Origin of the sequence: Natrarchaeobius oligotrophus, assembly GCF_003841465.1 — an archaeon.
In the GTDB taxonomy this organism is placed as follows: domain Archaea; phylum Halobacteriota; class Halobacteria; order Halobacteriales; family Natrialbaceae; genus Natrarchaeobius; species Natrarchaeobius oligotrophus.
Genome location: NZ_REFZ01000004.1, coordinates 40,306 through 56,325 on the forward strand (window position 1 = coordinate 40,306; position 16,020 = coordinate 56,325).

At 67.6% G+C, this 16,020-nt stretch carries 18 protein-coding genes; 9 read left to right on the plus strand and 9 right to left on the minus strand.

Annotation, left to right across the window (positions count from 1 at the left end):
- Nucleotides 1–326: 326 nt before the first annotated feature.
- Nucleotides 327–938 carry an MBL fold metallo-hydrolase gene (locus EA472_RS06915; RefSeq protein ID WP_124190786.1) on the minus strand — a complete coding sequence of 204 codons (612 nt, stop codon included), beginning with the start codon at nucleotides 936–938 and terminating at the stop codon, nucleotides 327–329.
- An 83-nt stretch (nucleotides 939–1,021) separates the two neighbouring features.
- On the opposite strand from EA472_RS06915, the gene EA472_RS06920 reads away from it, so the two are divergent.
- The 4 genes from EA472_RS06920 to EA472_RS06935 all read left to right on the plus strand — a co-directional run bounded on the left by EA472_RS06920 (nucleotide 1,022) and on the right by EA472_RS06935 (nucleotide 2,847).
- Nucleotides 1,022–1,195, plus strand: coding sequence for a DUF5786 family protein (locus tag EA472_RS06920; protein WP_124190787.1), 174 nt, complete (start codon nucleotides 1,022–1,024; stop codon nucleotides 1,193–1,195).
- Complete coding sequence (locus tag EA472_RS06925) at nucleotides 1,195–1,758, plus strand: endonuclease dU (protein WP_124190788.1); 564 nt, start codon at nucleotides 1,195–1,197, stop codon at nucleotides 1,756–1,758. Before EA472_RS06920 ends, EA472_RS06925 begins: the two co-directional genes overlap by 1 nt.
- Before the next feature lie 50 nt (nucleotides 1,759–1,808).
- A complete protein-coding gene (locus EA472_RS06930; protein ID WP_124190789.1) occupies nucleotides 1,809–2,405 on the plus strand; it encodes a uracil-DNA glycosylase in 597 nt (198 codons plus the stop codon).
- 73 nt (nucleotides 2,406–2,478) lie between these two features.
- Nucleotides 2,479–2,847, plus strand: coding sequence for a rhodanese-like domain-containing protein (locus tag EA472_RS06935; RefSeq protein ID WP_124190790.1), 369 nt, complete (start codon nucleotides 2,479–2,481; stop codon nucleotides 2,845–2,847).
- Nucleotides 2,848–3,036: 189 nt separating this feature from the next.
- On the opposite strand, the gene yciH is transcribed toward EA472_RS06935, so the two are convergent.
- The 5 genes from yciH to EA472_RS06960 form a co-directional block, all read right to left on the minus strand.
- Complete coding sequence (gene yciH, locus EA472_RS06940; RefSeq protein WP_124190791.1) at nucleotides 3,037–3,330, minus strand: stress response translation initiation inhibitor YciH; 294 nt, start codon at nucleotides 3,328–3,330, stop codon at nucleotides 3,037–3,039.
- 84 nt (nucleotides 3,331–3,414) lie between these two features.
- Complete coding sequence (locus EA472_RS06945; RefSeq protein ID WP_124190792.1) at nucleotides 3,415–5,688, minus strand: transglutaminase TgpA family protein; 2,274 nt, start codon at nucleotides 5,686–5,688, stop codon at nucleotides 3,415–3,417.
- Nucleotides 5,685–6,794, minus strand: a complete 1,110-nt coding sequence (locus EA472_RS06950) for a DUF58 domain-containing protein (RefSeq protein WP_124190793.1) — start codon at nucleotides 6,792–6,794, stop codon at nucleotides 5,685–5,687. The genes EA472_RS06945 and EA472_RS06950 overlap by 4 nt, the downstream gene beginning before the upstream one ends.
- 17 nt (nucleotides 6,795–6,811) lie before the next feature.
- Entirely contained in the window at nucleotides 6,812–7,801 is a 990-nt protein-coding gene (locus tag EA472_RS06955) for an AAA family ATPase (protein WP_124190794.1), read from the minus strand.
- A gap of 500 nt (nucleotides 7,802–8,301) precedes the next feature.
- Nucleotides 8,302–8,496: a cold-shock protein gene (locus EA472_RS06960; protein WP_013880905.1), complete on the minus strand. Its 195-nt coding sequence runs from the start codon at nucleotides 8,494–8,496 to the stop codon at nucleotides 8,302–8,304.
- Nucleotides 8,497–8,648: 152 nt separating this feature from the next.
- Between EA472_RS06960 and EA472_RS23520 the strand changes: the two genes are divergently transcribed.
- Nucleotides 8,649–8,759 carry a DUF7577 domain-containing protein gene (locus EA472_RS23520; RefSeq protein WP_449289229.1) on the plus strand — a complete coding sequence of 37 codons (111 nt, stop codon included), beginning with the start codon at nucleotides 8,649–8,651 and terminating at the stop codon, nucleotides 8,757–8,759.
- Nucleotides 8,760–8,771: 12 nt separating this feature from the next.
- On the opposite strand, the gene EA472_RS06970 is transcribed toward EA472_RS23520, so the two are convergent.
- On the minus strand, nucleotides 8,772–9,113 hold the full coding sequence (locus EA472_RS06970; RefSeq protein WP_243637792.1) for a DUF7573 domain-containing protein: 342 nt from the start codon (nucleotides 9,111–9,113) through the stop codon (nucleotides 8,772–8,774).
- Nucleotides 9,114–9,273: 160 nt separating this feature from the next.
- Between EA472_RS06970 and EA472_RS06975 the strand changes: the two genes are divergently transcribed.
- Nucleotides 9,274–9,468: a hypothetical protein gene (locus EA472_RS06975; protein WP_124190795.1), complete on the plus strand. Its 195-nt coding sequence runs from the start codon at nucleotides 9,274–9,276 to the stop codon at nucleotides 9,466–9,468.
- Between the two features lie 15 nt (nucleotides 9,469–9,483).
- Here EA472_RS06975 and EA472_RS06980 read toward each other — a convergent pair whose 3' ends face one another.
- On the minus strand, nucleotides 9,484–10,554 hold the full coding sequence (locus tag EA472_RS06980) for a 5,10-methylenetetrahydromethanopterin reductase (protein WP_124190796.1): 1,071 nt from the start codon (nucleotides 10,552–10,554) through the stop codon (nucleotides 9,484–9,486).
- Nucleotides 10,551–11,333: a coenzyme F420-0:L-glutamate ligase gene (locus tag EA472_RS06985; protein ID WP_124190797.1), complete on the minus strand. Its 783-nt coding sequence runs from the start codon at nucleotides 11,331–11,333 to the stop codon at nucleotides 10,551–10,553. Before EA472_RS06985 ends, EA472_RS06980 begins: the two co-directional genes overlap by 4 nt.
- Before the next feature lie 151 nt (nucleotides 11,334–11,484).
- Between EA472_RS06985 and glmM the strand changes: the two genes are divergently transcribed.
- From glmM to glmS, 3 genes are all read left to right on the plus strand, one after another.
- Nucleotides 11,485–12,816, plus strand: coding sequence for a phosphoglucosamine mutase (glmM, locus tag EA472_RS06990; protein ID WP_124190798.1), 1,332 nt, complete (start codon nucleotides 11,485–11,487; stop codon nucleotides 12,814–12,816).
- Between the two features lie 141 nt (nucleotides 12,817–12,957).
- Nucleotides 12,958–14,190, plus strand: a complete 1,233-nt coding sequence (locus EA472_RS06995) for a sugar phosphate nucleotidyltransferase (protein WP_124190799.1) — start codon at nucleotides 12,958–12,960, stop codon at nucleotides 14,188–14,190.
- On the plus strand, nucleotides 14,190–15,986 hold the full coding sequence (gene glmS / locus EA472_RS07000; protein WP_124190800.1) for a glutamine--fructose-6-phosphate transaminase (isomerizing): 1,797 nt from the start codon (nucleotides 14,190–14,192) through the stop codon (nucleotides 15,984–15,986). Before EA472_RS06995 ends, glmS begins: the two co-directional genes overlap by 1 nt.
- Nucleotides 15,987–16,020: the final 34 nt, after the last annotated feature.

The following is a 16,020-nucleotide window of genomic DNA, read 5'->3' on the forward strand; positions in this document are numbered from 1 at the left end:
CGCTCGCGTTACTCGCTCGCGGGACTACTCGTCGGGATACTTCGGTTCGCGCTTTTCCGCCCGCTCGAGCGCCGTCTCGGACCCACCTTTTTCCCGCTCGGGCCGACTTCGTCGACCACTCGCGGCAAAAATCTGGACCAAAAAAGCCGCTCGCTCGCATCACTCGCTCGCGGGACTACTCGTCGGGATACTTCGGTTCGCGCTTTTCCGCCCGCTCGAGCGCCGTCTCGGACCCACCTTTTTCCCGCTCGGGCCGACTTCGTCGACCACTCGCGGCAAAAATCTGGACCAAAAAAGCCGCTCGCTCGCATCACTCGCTCGCGGGACTACTCGTCGGGATACTTCGGTTCGCGCTTTTCCGCCCGCTCGAGCGCCGTCTCGACCACGTCTCGGACGTCGCCCTGGAACGTGTCGCCGTGGCCCGCGTACATGTGCTCGATGCCGTCGGGCATGCGTTCGAGCAGCTCCTCGATGCTCTCGATGAGCTGTTCGCGGGACTGGCCGGGGAAGTCGGTGCGTCCGAAGCTGCCGTAGTCGAACGCGCCGTCGTCGTGGACGACGACGTCCCCCGAAAACAGCGTCCGGTCGGAGACGAACGAGACGTGGTCGTCGGCGTGGCCGGGCGTGTACACCACGTCGAACTCCTCGTCGCCGATGGTCACCGTCTCCCCGTCGTCGATCGCGTGGGTGCGCGCCGGGTGGTGCTCGTAGGCGTAGACCTCCGGATCGAACGCCTCGACGACGGCCTCGAGCTGGTCGACGTGATCGCCGTGCTGGTGAGTCATCACGACGGCGTCGACGTCGGCGGCGTGCTCGCGTATCTCGTCGACGACGCCCTCCCACGAGCCCGCGTCGACGAGCGTCGTCTCCGCGCCAATTGCCAGAAACGCGTTACAGGTGAACGTGTCCGCACTCTCGGTGACGTGGTGGACGTCCATGGTGGTACGCTCACGGGCCGCCCTCAAAACGGTGACGTCCGGACCACGGAATTTTTGAACCGCTGTCCCGTAGGGACTACCGTATGGGATTCGGGAGCTACGACGAATCCGAGCAACAGGAAGTAGACGCCGATTTTGACGACGACGACGCCGTTCAGTCGGACCAGAACAGCCACGACGGAACGATCGAGTTCGAAAACGGCGCTTCGAGCGACGAACTTCTCGACCGGTTGAAAGAGATCAAAGACGACGACTGATGAAGCCCGGGGTCCGGGCGCTGGGTATCGCGGAATCGTACAGCGGCGAGCGAGAACGGAGCACGCTCGCTGGAGCCGTCGTCCGCGCCGACGGCGTCGTCGACGGGTTCGCCTACGAGTCGTGTGTCGTCGGCGGCACGGACGCGACCGACGCCGTCGCCTCGCTCGTCGACGCGCTGGGTCGACCGGACGTTCGATTCGTCCTGCTCGGCGCGATCGCCCCGGCGTGGTACAACGTTCTCGATCTTTCGGCCGTCCACGACCGAGCGGAGCGGCCGGTGATCGCCGTCACGTTCGAGGAGAGCAACGGCCTCGAGGACGGACTCCGGGACGCCTTCTCGGGCGACGACCTCGAGCGTCGGCTCGAGACGTACCGCGCGCTGCCCGACCGGCGGCCGACGTCCGTCGACGGCGAGACGGTCTACGTCAGGCAGGTCGGCTGCGATCCCGAGCGCGCGGAGGCGGTCGTCGGGGCGTTCACCCTCGCGGGCGGTCGACCGGAGCCGATCCGGGTGGCGCGGCTGGCCGCTCGAGCCGGCGATCGCTACCTCGAGTCGGGGTGACGGCAACTGCGACCCGAAAGACGTAGTAGCCGCCCGCCTGACCTGTCGCCATGGAATCGATGGACGACCTCCGCGTCACCGAGTGCACGCGCTGTCCCGCGCTGGTCGACTCCCGGAGCCGGATCGTCAACGGAACCGGACCTGAGGACGCCGACGTCCTGTTCGTCGGCGAGGGACCGGGTGCGAACGAAGACGAGCAGGGCGAGCCGTTCGTCGGTCGCAGCGGCTCGGTGCTCGACGACCAGCTTCGGATCGTCGGCCTCGAGCGCGCGAACGTTCGGATCACGAACTGCGTGCGCTGTCGGCCGCCGGAGAATCGCGACCCGACGACCGACGAACTCGAGAACTGCCGCGGCTACCTCGAGTGCGAGATCGACCGCCTCGATCCGGACGTGATCGTCACGCTCGGGAAGGTGCCCAGCGAGCACCTGCTGGGGCGATCGGTGGCGGTGACGAAGGAAGCGGGGACGCTCGAGGACGTCCGCATCGAGGGAACGCCGCGGCGAGTGTTGATCTGCGTCCACCCCGCAGCGACGCTGTACGACCGGAGTCAGGAGGAGACGTTCGCGGCCGCGATCGAACGGGCGGCCGAACTGGCCGACGTCGACGGAAGCGAGAGCGGACAGTCCAGACTCGACGGCTTTTGACCGTCGCAATCGCACCCACACCCGCGGTCGAGAGACCGTGACCTTATCCTGTCGGCGTTCGAATGCGGGGACGATGGACGGCGAAATCTCACCCGACGAGGTCAAGGATCTCCTCGAGACGGACGCGGACGTTCGCATCGTCGACATTCGAGACGAGCGAAGCTTCGAGCGCAGCCACATCCCCGACAGCGAGAACGTCCCCTTCCACGAACTCACAGCCCGGATCGACGAGTTCGAGGACGCAGAGCGCATCGTAACCGTCTGTCCGCACGGGAAAGCGAGCGTCCAGGCCGCAAAGCTCATCAGCACCTACGAGGGGAGCGCCGACGCGACCGTCGAGAGCATGGCGGGCGGCCTCGAGGAGTACGGCATGCGCTACGGACTCGTCCGCGAGGACGGAGCCGACGAGGGCTCGACCGCCGAGACCGAGTCACCGTTTTGAGCGTCGGCGTCTGATCGTTTCGGCCGACGACCGCCCAGCTTCGCTTTTCGGTGGCCGTCCCGCTCGGTTACGTCGGATACCGTGCGACGGGATACCGGTCGCTTTCGGGGACGTGACACGCTCGAGAACGGGGATTGCTGAAGCGGTTCGTGCGGTCGGGATCGGAAGTCGTTTCAGATCATCGCGGGCTCATGCGACGTTGAAGCCGCGGTCCCGAAGGAAATCCTCGACGCGGCCGCGGTGATTGCCCTGGAGTTCGATGTGACTGTCCTCGACGGTGCCGCCACAGGCGAACTTGGACTTGAGATCCGACGAGAGACTGTCGAGATCAACGTCCTTCGGATCGAATCCTTCGATGATCGTTACCTCCTTTCCGTATCTGCGCTCGTCAATGCGGATGGTGAGCTGCTGTTGACCCTTGGCCACGTCTTCGCAGACGCAGAGTTCCTCGGGCAGCCCGCACGTCGAGCAGACTTCCGACATTACGTTCGACCGTACGAAATGGGCATATTAAACACTATCGGGACCTACACGCCCTCGTGTGGTTCTTTTTGTGTAACCGAACGGTTACTCCGCCCCCTCCGACCGCCGTCGACCGACCAGCGGCACGCGTTCGCGTGACAGGTCGTCGACGGCCGCGATCGACTCGTCAGCCGTCTCACGGTCGACGCCGCCGCCGTAGACGGCGCGTTCGTACCGCTCGAGCACGGCGGCCGTTCGCGGATCGTGGGCGAGTCCGTCGTCCGTCTCGGCTGCGAGCGCTCGCAGGTACTCCCTGGCCGACTCGCCGCGGCGACGCGGCCGGTGTTCGCGAGCGAGCAGCCACTCGAGACGGCGGAAGGCGCGTTCGGCGTCGCGGTCGGGGTCGCTTCGGCGTCCGTGTCGGTAGACGCCGAGCGTCCGACGGGCGCGCGCGACCGCGCCGGTTCGGTGAACGCCGGCGACGAGTCCGATCAGGACGACGGCGATCATCGCGGCCGTCTCCCGCGTGACGCTGACGAGCGCGAGGATGTCGCGAACGTCGATCCCGTCGTCGGCGGGCTCGCCACCGGCGAGGGCGTCGTTTCTCTCGATCAGGTCGTCCGCAGGGTCGTCGACCGACGGTTCGTCGTCGGCATCGTCGACGCCCGACCGATCGTCCTCGTCGCTGGCCTCGTCGTCGGCTCCGTCGTCAGCGTCGTCGCCGTCCGACTGGTCGTCCTCGTCGCCGGCCTCGTCGTCGAGTTCCTCCTCGAGCGCCTCGTCGTGGACCTCGTCGCGCTCGTCGCCGGGCGTCGGCTCGAACGCGACCCACCCCTTCTCCGGGAAGTACACCTCGACCCAGGCGTGAGCGTCCAGACCGCGGACGACGTACTCGCCGTCGTCGGTCGGCTCGCCGGCCGTGTACCCCGTCACGTATCGCGTCGGAACGTCCTCCGCGCGCAGCATCTGCGTCATCGCGGTCGCGAAGTAGACGCAGTAGCCCTCGTCCATCTCGAGCAGGAACTGCTCGGCAGCGTCCTCTTCGGGCGGTTCGACGTCGAGCGAGTACTCCTTGGACGATCGGAGGTAGCGTTCGATCGCCACCGCATTCTCGTACGGCGTCTCGGCGTCCGCCGTGATCTCGGCGGTTCGCGCTTCGAACTCGCTCGAGGTGCCCTCGGGCGTCTGCAGGTAGTACTCCGTAACCTCCTCCGGATAATCGGTTCCGGCGTTTCGAAGCTCTTCGGGGCTGGGGTCGACGATCGCGCTTTCGACGACGTAGCTGTCTCCCTCGGCGAGCGGGGTCGCGGGCCGGATCTGGCCGTGCATCGAAACTTCGGTGTAGTCGACGACGTCGCCCTCGACGGACAGCGGTTGGGCTGCGGCGGGCATGACACCGAGTTCGGTCTCTGCGGTGACCGTCTGCCGGAGCCGTTCCTCGCTTCCCGGCGGCGGCGGTACGTCGTCCTCGAACGGCCGATCCTGGCCGGTTCGAACCCACGCGTCGCCGGTGTACCGATCGTAGATTCCCGTCCGCCAGTACGACGGCCGGTCGGCCTCGACGGTAAACCGAACCTCGGGCGAGAGATCGACCGTCCCGGCGATTCCGGACTGCTCGGACGCCGAGTCGATCGTCCCCTCGAGCGTTCCGTCGTCGCCGCCGCCGGCCGTCACCGGCGCGGCGGGGCCGCTCGGAACGATCGTCACCGACAGCGACAGCACGATGACGATCGCGAAGAGAACGGCCAGCACGTCGGCCTGGGCGATCGAACCGCCGCGTCGCTCGAGTTCGCCGAACCCGACCGCGCCGAGCGCGCCGAGCGCGCCGATCAGGGTGGCGGTGGTGCCGGCGTCGCCGGTCAACACCAGAAAGAGCAGCGCCGCACCGGCCGGCACGACGCTGGCCGCGTACCGTCCCCGGAGCGCGAGGTACCACGAGAGAAACGCCGGCGCGGGTGCGAACACGATCGTCCAGGTGCCCGCCTCGATCATTCGAAGGAGGTTGAGTCCGGTCGCGAGCCTGACGGTGTCGGCGACGATCTCTTCGAGCCCCGCGAGGGCACCGCCGATACCGACGCCGCTGACCTCGAAGTAGTAGGCGAAGCCGACCGCTCCCGCCGCGAACGCGGCGGCCGTCGCGGTTCGCGGACGGACCAGCCGGGCGAAAACGGTCGCGACGACGAGCGCGACTCCGACGACGAGAAACAGCGATTGCGTACCGCCGACGATTCGAGTTACTTCGCGGAGGACGGTCACGTACGACGCCGTCGCGATCAGCACGCACCCCAGCGCGAGTACCCGGAACAGTTCGGAACCGACGGTCGCGTCGGCGTCGACGCTCACCGATCGAGTACCGTCCGATCCCGATTCCGTGCTCATATCGTCACCCCCGACGAGGGATCCGCTCCCCGTCCCGTCGGGCCGTCTCGAAGCCTGTCGAACGGCAGTTCCTCCGAGCCGACGGCGACGGTCGTTTCGTCTCGCTCGCTCCTGACGACGACGTCCGCCCGCCGACGCACGTCGTCCTCGAGTTCGCCGGCGTCAGCGACCGCGAGGGCTCGCAACAGCGCGCGTCGGTGGTCGGGACCGCCGTCCGGTGCCAGCTGGTCGCCGGGAAGCACGAGCCCGACGTTCACGCCCGCCTCGAGGAGAAAGTTCGCGACGCTCGCGACGGCCGTCGTCAGTTCGTCTTCTCGACCCGGCCGACACTCGGCGGCGATCGTCGCGGAGCCGACGTCGTCGTCGGCGACGTACTCCGTGACGAACAGCCCGTCGTCGGCTCGTTTCGCCGTCGACTTCCAGTGGACGTCCCGAAGGGAGTCGCCGCGTCGATACTCCCGGAGGTGATCGAACTCCCGCCGTTGTTCGCGCTCGCGATCGACGGCGGCCGCGAGCAGGCGTTCCGTGCCCACGCCGCACAACTCGCGGACGCGCGGATAGACCAGCACGGTCGTGGTCGCGTCGTCCTCGAATCGTCGCTCGACGAGCCCGAAGACGTCCGTCACGACGATCGAGAGCGGACCGACCGTCCGCTCGCCGCGCTCCTCGAGTGCGAGTTCGTACTCGAAGCGGTGGTCGACCCCGGCCTCGAGCGTCGCGTCGACGGTGGGCGTCCCGGCGCCGGTCGATGGACCGGAGTCGCGAACGCGGGTGATGCGGTCGGCGTCGTCCGGACGCGTGGTTCGAACGCTGGCCTCGCCCGGCGTGAGCCCCTCGCCGACGGGGTCGCTGAGGGTCGCGGCGACGGTCGAGTCGCTCTCGATTTCGTGTGCGACCGTCGCTCGATCGTCGACGAAACCGTCCACGGTATCGCGTCGCCTGACGGACGGCCGACCGACCCGCACGATCGCGACGATCGCGGCGATCACGACGATCACGAGAGGAACGACGACGGCGTTCAGCGAGCGGGGACCGTAGCTCGCGCTCGCCCACAGCGAGAACGCGACGACGGCGAGTGCGATCCAGCCGCGAAGCGTGAGTCTCACGTGTCTCCTCCGTCGCGTCACCCGCGCGTCCGGTCGACCGAAACGCGCTCGAGGGCGTCCTCGACCACGTCGGTGCCGTCTTGGGCGTCGGCGTGTGTTCGAATCCGGTGGCTCAACACGACCGGGGCCTCCGCTTTCACGTCGTCGGGCACGACGTAGCCGCGGCCGTCGATGACGGCGCGAGCCTGGGCCGCTCGCAGGAGGGCGATCGTGCCGCGGGGGCTGACGCCGACCTGGGCGTTGTCTCGTGTGTAGCCGACCAGGCGGGTCGCGTACGCCCGAACCGGCTCCTCGACGCGGACCTCGGCGACCGTCTCGCGGGCGCGAACGAGCGTCTCGCGGTCGGTCACCGGATCGAGCGACTCGATCGGGTGGTGGCCGACGGTCCGCTCGAGCAGTTTGGCCTCCTCGTTGGGCGCGGGATAGCCGAGACGGAGCTTCTTCATGAACCGGTCGAGCTCCGCGAACGGGAGGTCGTACGTCCGGTTCGGCTCGACGGCGTTCTGGGTCGCGATCACGGTGAACGGCGCCGGAAGCTCGCGCGTTTCGCCGTCGACGGTAACCTGGCCCTCCTCCATGGCCTCGAGCAGCGCCGACTGCGTCTTCGGCGGCGCGCGGTTGATCTCGTCGCCGAGGACGATGTTGCCGAACACCGGTCCCGGCTGAAACTCGAACTCGCGCGTCTTCTGATTGAAGACGTTGACGCCGGTGACGTCCGAGGGGAGCAGGTCGGGCGTGAACTGGACGCGCCGGAACGTACAGTCGACGGACGTCGCGATCGAGCGCGCGAGCATCGTCTTGCCGACGCCGGGGACGTCCTCGAGCAGGACGTGACCCCGCCCGAGAATCGCGGTCACGACGTGCTCGATTGCCTCGTCGTGGCCGACGATCACCCGCGAGACGTTCGCCGCGAGATCGTCACAGAGATCCGCGACGCGGTCGACGGACAGCGGCTCGTCGGCGGCCGATTCAGCGTCGGGTTCGTGGGTCTGTTTGGCGTCACTCATCGGCCTGGAGGGACTCGTGTTCGGGGAGCTGCAGTCTCATGTGTGAGCAAATCCGCGATTTCGTCGGTAGGCCGTTCTCGGAGTCTTCGAAACAAATGCTTTGTGTCATCGATGCTGAAACTCGGTCCGGTCTCTACGTCGGTCCGGCGGTCGCGTTCCGTCGATCGAAACGGTGGCGAGGATCGGCCCCGGGATAGGCCGGATCGGTCGACGACCGACGGCTCGAGTAATCGCGACCGGTCGATTCGGTTGCCGGAACCGTCGATCTCGTCGTCGAGAATACACTCCCTCCGGTAAAAAGGGTTCGTCAAGGAAAACTGATACGGACCGCTGTACTCCGGTTATCGGCGGTGCCACGGCGGCACGCGATTGCACCGGAACTGACGGGCGGCGGTCCGTACGAAACGACGGTCGCGCGTCGCGATCGAACGCTCACGTTTCGTGCGAGCGCCGCCGCTAGGAGGATCGACGTTCGGAAAACGATACGCCTTGCTGGAAGCCTAGAGTCGTTCGACGTTCGTCGCGCGCGGGCCTTTATCGGCCTGCTCGATGTCGAATTCGACCTCCTGACCCTCCTCCAGATCGGGACCGCCGACGTCTTCCATGTGGAAGAATACGTCCTCGTCCGAATCCTCGGTTTCGATGAACCCGTAGCCGCCAGTGTCGTTGAAGAACGCGACCGTACCTTTCGCCATTGCAGGCTTACAAAGCCACGACTGAGATATAAATGTTCGGGGGGTCAGCCGCCGCTAGCGCTCGCTCGATCCGCGATCGAACTCGCTCGACCGCGTTACGCTTGCAAGCGTCTGCCCGACGAGTATTCGGATGAAACACGTATCGACGGTCGATGACCACCGACGCGAACTCCGCATCCGACGCCGTGAGCTGTCGAGCCTGCGGCACCACGAACGACCGGTTCTACACCTACTGTCGCCACTGTCTCCGGACCCTCCCGTGAGGGGATTGCGAGCTACCAGGCCTTGCAGTCGGCACAGACGTACGCGCCGTCGTCCCGCCAGACGCGCTCGCAGGCGTCGCCGCAGCGACCGCAGGTGTACTCCCCCCAGGCGTACGTCGTTCGCGGTGCCTCGAGTTCGTCGTCGGGGGTACTGTCCGTCCGCGACTCGTCGTCCGTCGCGTCACCGGCGACTTCCGAGTCGCCGGAGTACGGTGTTCCATCGGCGGCTTCCCGCATCCCGGAGTTCGCGGATTCGCCGTCGCTCGAGGGATCGTCGTCCTCGACGTCGGCTCCCTCTCTCCCGCCGTTGCCCGTCCCCTCGAGGAAATCGGAGAGCGTCGCGTCGTCGGTCACGACGGACCGTACGAACGGGACCGGGTTATACTGTTCGACGAGGACGTCGGTGCCACGACGTCGTCTTCGCGTCGTCCCCTCGGGACCGTCGTTGTCGGCGCAGCGGTTGCGACGACGGTGGATCGGCACGGCCAAGTACCCCCGATGACAACCTCCGAGTATGCAATCCGCTGCAGTGTTGAACGTCGTCGTCGACAACATCGTCGAGATGAACGCACGCTTCACCGACGTCGCGATGGGCGACGGGCTCGCCCCGTTGCTCGTCCTGTTCGGCACGCTCCTCATCATCTTCTCGGTCGGCGTCTTCGGCGCGCTGACCCTCGGTGCGGTCGGGAACCTGTTTACTTCGAACTGATCGGCGCACCGCCGATCATCGGTCGGTGGCACGTTCGAGCGCCTCGCTCGCTCGCGAAACGGCGTCCTCGAGGTCCGGACCGAGCGGCGAGCCGACCACGATCCCGTCGACGTGCTCGAGCGCCGACTCGAAACGATCCGCGACCGTGTCGGTCGTCCCCGCGATGCAGAAGGCGTCGATCATCGCCGGCGTGACGAGATCGAACGCCTCGCCGAGTTCGCCGCGCTCTAAGGCATCGCTCACTTCGCCCGCCGCCTCGCGGTCGATGCCGTGACGCTCGAGCACCGGCTCGGCAGCGCTGGCGGCGATGAACGCCACGGGCGGCCGCGCGGCCTCCCGTGCGGCGTCTTCCTCCCCGGCGACGCTTACGCTCGCGAACGCGAGCGCCTCGAAGGCGCTCTCTCGCGGAACGCCGTTCTGCTCGCCCGTTCGATCCGCAGAGCGCTGGTCGTCGCGTTCGTCCGGTCGCTCCTCGAGTCCCTCCGCGATCCGGTCGGCGGCCCACTCGAGGTCGCGGGGATGAGACGCGTTGATCAGCGTGCCGTCCGCGTGTTTCGCGCTCATGCGGAGCATGTGCGGTCCCTGTGCGCCGACGTAGACCGGCACGTCGGCGGGCTCGAGGTTGAGCGAGGCGTCCCGCGCCGTGAACGTCCCCTCGTGGGTGACGGTCTCGCCGGCCCACAGGTCGCGGGCGACGTCGAACGTCTCGAGGACGCGACGCAGCGGTCGATCCCGGTCGACACCGAGGTTCGAGAGCGCGGACCGGTCGCCGGCACCGACGCCGAAGACCGCTCGGCCTCCGCTTACCTCGTCGATCGTCGCCGTCTGGGCGGCGAGTTTGACGGGATGAGTCTCGTAGGGGTTGACGACGCCCGGTCCGAGGCGGATCTCCGACGTTGCGTCGGCCATCGCCGCGAGGGTTACGAACGGATCGCGGTTGAAGTAGTGGCTGCTCGCGAACGCGACGTCGAACCCGTCGTCCTCCGCGAGCGCCGCCAGCTCGGCGATGCGCTCCGGCGGGTGCTCGGGCGTCAGCTCGATCCCCCACGTCGCGTCCGCCGCTCGCGAGTTACTCCCGTCGCTCATTCGTCGGCCCTCCACTCCCACTCGCGAAGCGCCTGGCGGACCAGGTCGTCTTCGACCGAACGGAAGAGTTCGTCGCTCCCCTCGAGGTCGCCGAACGTCCAGTCGCGGACGACGACGGCGGGGGTTCCGCCCGCACCCTCGCCGGCGACCAGGTTCGCCGCGGCGGCGAGTTCGTCGACGACCGACTGGACGGTGACGCCGAGTTTGCGGCCGTCGCGGTCGAGTTCGCCCCGCCAGTCGCGGCTCGCGGGCGTGCCGGCCCAGCCGAGCGCGACGCCGCGCTGGCCGTGGCGGAACGGCCGTCCGCAGGTGTCCGTGACGATCACCGCGACGTCGTCGATCCCCCGTTCCGCGAGCCCGTTTCGGATCCGTTCGGCGCTCTCGGTCGGCCGTTTCGGGAGCAAGAGTAGATCGTGGTCCGGCACGTTCGATCGATCGATGCCGGCGTTGACGCAGATGTGTCCGAAACGGGTCTCGGTGAGCAAGAACGGACACTCGATCAGCACCTCCGTGCTCTCTTCGAGGACGGCCTGTGCGAACCGCGGATCTTTCTCCTCGTTGGTAACCGCCCCGATCCGATCCGCGATCTCGCGCGCGCGTCCGCTGACGGGGTACTCCTCGAGGTCCGCCGTCCGTCCCTCCGCCTTCGAGACGATCGTGCTCGCGACGGTGAGGACGTCGCCGGCCGCGAGGGCGTCCCCGGCCCGCTCGGCGACGAGGGCGGCGACGTCGTCGCCGGGTCGGACCTCGGGCAGGTCCCTGACTGGCTCGAGTTCCATACCGGTGAGTTGGCGAGCGACGTGAAAAGGCCACCGTCACCGGACAATGGCGTCGGAGGGTCGACTCGAATCGGTCGCGAATCGCAGTTTTATCTCGAAACGTGAACGGGGAAATGAATCTATATACGTTCGGTCGATGAAGAGCCGGCGTATGTTCGGTACAAGCGGTATTCGCGGTGCGGTCGGCGAGGAGGTGACGGCCGAGCTCGCGGTGGCCGTCGGACGCGCGGTTGCCTCCGACGGATACGAGCGCGTGGTCGTCGGTCGCGACGTCCGAGAGAGCGGCCGGTTCCTGGTGGACGCGCTTTCGGCGGGGATCAGGGAGTGTGGCGGCGACGTGATCGACGTCGGCGTCGCCTCGACGCCCACCGTCGCGCGAAGCGTCGCCCCCCTCGAGGCCGACGCGGGCGTCGTGATCACGGCCTCACACAACCCGCCGTCGGACAACGGCATCAAGCTCTGGCAGCCGTCGGGTCAGGCGTTCGACGAGGAGCGCCGAACCGCGATCAGCGAACGCGTTCGCGAGGAGTCGTACGCGCTCGTTTCGTGGAACGAGGTGGGGACGCGAATCCGCCGACGAGACGGCGAGGTCCGCGATCGCCACGTCGGATCGATCCGGGACCGAATCCGCGCTGACGGCGACGATCTCGAGGGGCTATCGGTCGTCGTCGACGTCGGAAACGGGACCGGCGGCGTCACCGCCGACGTGCTGTACGAACTGGGCTGTTCGGTTCGCACGCTGAACGGCCAGCCCGACGGACGATTTCCGGCTCGGCCGAGCGAGCCCAACGCGGAGACCCTCGAGACGCTCCAGCGCGTCGTCGGTTCGACCGACGCGGCGCTGGGGGTCGCCCACGACGGCGACGCCGACCGGATGGTGGCGGTCGACGAACGCGGCGAGTTCGTCCCGAAGGACCTCCTGCTCGCGCTGTTGGCCCGCGAGGCGGCGGGAGAGGGCGACCGCGTCGCCGCCCCGCTGAACACGAGCCTCGCGGTCGACGACGCGCTCGCGGACGTCGGCGCGTCGGTGACGCGCACGCCAGTGGGCGACGTCTACGTTGCCGAACGCGCCACCGAATCCGACGTCGTCTTCGGCGGCGAACCGAGTGGCGCCTGGATCTGGCCCGACGAGACCCTCTGTCCCGACGGTCCGCTCGCCGCCTGCACGCTCGCCGCGCTGGTCGTCCGCCGCGGCCCGCTCGGAGAACTGGTGGGGGCGCTCGAGACCTACCCGATCAGGCGCGATGCGATCCGCGTCGACGACAAGGACGCCGTGATGGCCGCCGTCGAGGCGACGGTACGCGACCGCGGTGAGGCGTTCGACGCGATGGACGGCGTTCGCATAGAGCGCGACGACGGCTGGATGCTCGTCCGACCGAGCGGCACCGAACCCGTCGTCAGGGTGACGGCCGAGGCGCGCGAGAAATCCCAGGCTGACGCGCTCTTCGAAGACGCCAGGAACGTCGTCCTGGAGTCCACGTAGCCGGATACCTCGTTTTGCGTCGGCAACTTCTTGCTATCCGCAATTCACGACCATTCATTTTACCAGTCGAGAATCTAATACCACTTCTGGAAAATGATTATGTATAGATTTAAGTCCCGATAAAAACTCCTGGCTAGCAACATGGAAGCGCTCTCTGCAGTCGTACTCGCCGCCGGTGAAGGGTGCCGGCTTCGTCCGCTGACGCGAAGCCGTCCGAAGCCGATGCTCCCCGCCGCGACGACCCCCATTCTCGAGTGCGTCCTGGACGAACTCGTCGAGGCCGGAATCACCGACATCACGGTCGTGGTCGGCTACCAGCGCGAACGCGTTCAGTCCCACTTCGGACCGACCTACCGCAACGTCCCGCTTTCGTACGTCCGCCAGCGGACGCGGCTGGGGACGGGCCACGCGTTGCGCACGGTCCGTGAGGCCGTCGACGGCTCGCTGCTCGTCGTCAACGGCGACCAGATCGTCGACCGGCGGATCGTCGGCGACGTCGCGTCGGCCCACCGACGCACCGAATCGATCGCGACGCTCGGTCTCCTGCATCGTCGCGACGTCAGCGACTACGGTGGCATCCTCGTCGACGAAACCGAACTCGACGACGCGGGCACGGTTCCGGTCGTCGAACTCGTCGAACGACCGCGAGACGACCGGGAGTACCGACTGAACGCGGGCGTGTACGCCCTCGAGCCCGAGATATTCGACGCGATCGCCGAATCGGAACCGCGAACCGGCGAGCACTCGTTGGTCGACGCCATCTCGTATCTCGTCGCCGAAAGCGAGGAGTCGCTGCCGCTGGTTCGCGGCGTCGAATCCGACGGCCTGTGGGTCGACGCGACCTACCCCTGGGACTTGCTCGAGGTCGCGACGGAACTGATCGATAGCGGCCGTATCGGAGACGCCGACACGCCGGGAACGCGGGCGATCAGTCCGTCGGCGTCGATCCACGGGAGCGCGGTCGTTCGGGAACCCGTCGTCGTCGACGACAACTGCGAGATCGGGCCGGGTGCGGTGGTCGGACCCTACGCCTGCCTCGGAGAGAACGTCACCGTCGAATCCGGCACCGTCGTCGAACGGAGCGTCCTCGACACCGACACGCGGGTCCGATCGAACGCCACGGTCCTCGAGTGCGTCGCCGGACAGGGCGTCGAGATCGGGGCCGGCTCGACGATTCCCGGCGGTCCCGGCGACGTCCGCGTCGGCGACCGCGTCTTCGAGGACGAAAATCTGGGTGCGTTACTCGCGGATCGGGCCCGCGACGACGGCGACGTGACGTACGCTCCGGGATCGGTCGTCGGACCGAACGCGACCGTCTGTGCCGGTGCGACCGTTCGCGGAACCGTCGCCGAAGCGACGGAGGTGCGTTCCTGATGTGTGGCATCATCGGCTACGTCGGTGACCGCGGCGACACCGAGGTGCTCGAGGTCCTCATGGACGGCCTCTCCGGACTCGAGTACCGTGGCTACGACTCCGCGGGCGTCGCGGTCGCCAACTCCTCGATCGCGGTTCGCAAGCGAGAGGGCGACATCTCGGCGCTCGAGTCGGCGCTGGACGGCGACGACGTCGACGGAACCGCGGGAATCGGTCACACCCGCTGGAGCACGCACGGGCCGCCCTCGGACGTCAACGCTCACCCCCACACGGACGACGACGATCGGGTCGCCGTCGTCCACAACGGCATCATCGAGAACTACCAGCCGCTGCGAGACGACCTCGAGAGTCGGGGATACGAGTTCGAAAGCGAGACCGACACGGAGGTCGTACCTCACCTGATCGCCGACGCGCTCGCCGACGGCTGCGATCGGGAACGGGCGTTCCGTCGGGCGATCGATCGCCTCGAAGGAAGTTACGCGATCGCCGCGGTGTTCTCCGGCTGCGAGACGGTGTACGCGGCGCGCGACTCGTCGCCGCTCGTGCTCGGCATCGGCGACGACGGCCACTACCTCGCGAGCGACGTCCCCGCGTTCATCGAGTACACCGACCGGGTGATCTACCTCGACGACGGCGAGTTCGCGACGATCGAGCCCGATTCGGTCGTCGTCACCGACGCCGACGGTACCGTCGTCGACACCTCGATCGAGACCATCGAGTGGGATCCCGAAGACGCCGGCAAAAGCGGCTACGACCACTACATGCTCAAGGAGATCCACGAACAGCCGACGGCGATCCGTCAGTGTCTCCACGAGCGCGTCGTCGAACTCGAACGCGAGATCGCCGTCGACTCCGTCGCGTCGCTTTCGGTTCCCGACCGCGTCCAGCTCGTTGCCTGTGGCACGTCCTACCACGCGGCCCTGTACGGGACGCGACTCCTCCGCGAACGCGGCGTTCCGGCGACCGCGTTCCTCGCGAGTGAGTACGACGTCGACGCGGTTCCCGTCGATCGGGAGACGCTCGTTATCGGCGTCACCCAGAGCGGCGAGACCGCCGACACGATGACCGCCCTCCGGGAGGCAAACAGCGTCGGCGCGACGACGCTTGCGGTCACGAACGTCGTCGGTAGCTCCGCCGCCCGCGAGTGCGATCGCGCCATGTACGTCCGCGCCGGCCCGGAGATCGGCGTCGCGGCTACCAAGACGTTCGTCTCCCAGCAGATCGCGCTCGTGGTGCTCGCGAGCGAACTCACCGGCGAGTACGACGTCGATCTGGTCGGAGCGCTTCGAGATCTGCCGGGGCAGCTCCAGTCGGTGCTCGACGACTCGCGAGCGCGGACGGTCGCCGAGGAGTACCTCGATGCCGACGCGTACTTCTTCATCGGACGGTCGTACAACGCGCCGGTCGCCCTCGAGGGTGCGCTGAAGATGAAAGAGATCACGTACAAACACGCCGAGGGATTTGCGGCCGGCGAGTTGAAACACGGTCCGCTCGCGCTCGTCACGGATCGCACGCCGGTGTTCGCGCTCGTCACCGAGGGGGCGAATCCGACGAAGACGATCGGCAATGTGAAAGAAGTCGAAACCCGCGGCGCGCCCGTCGTCGCCGTTACGGACGGCTGTTCGGACGTCGAACGGTACGCGGATTTCGTCCTCGAGGTGCCCGAGACGCATCCCGCGCTCGCGCCGGTGCTCGCCAACGTTCAGTTGCAGCTCGTCTCGTACTGGGTGGCAAACGACCTCGGCCGATCGATCGACAAGCCGCGGAATCTCGCAAAGAGCGTGACGGTCGAGTGAGCATGACGGCGAGCGTACAATCTCGGGGGCTGTG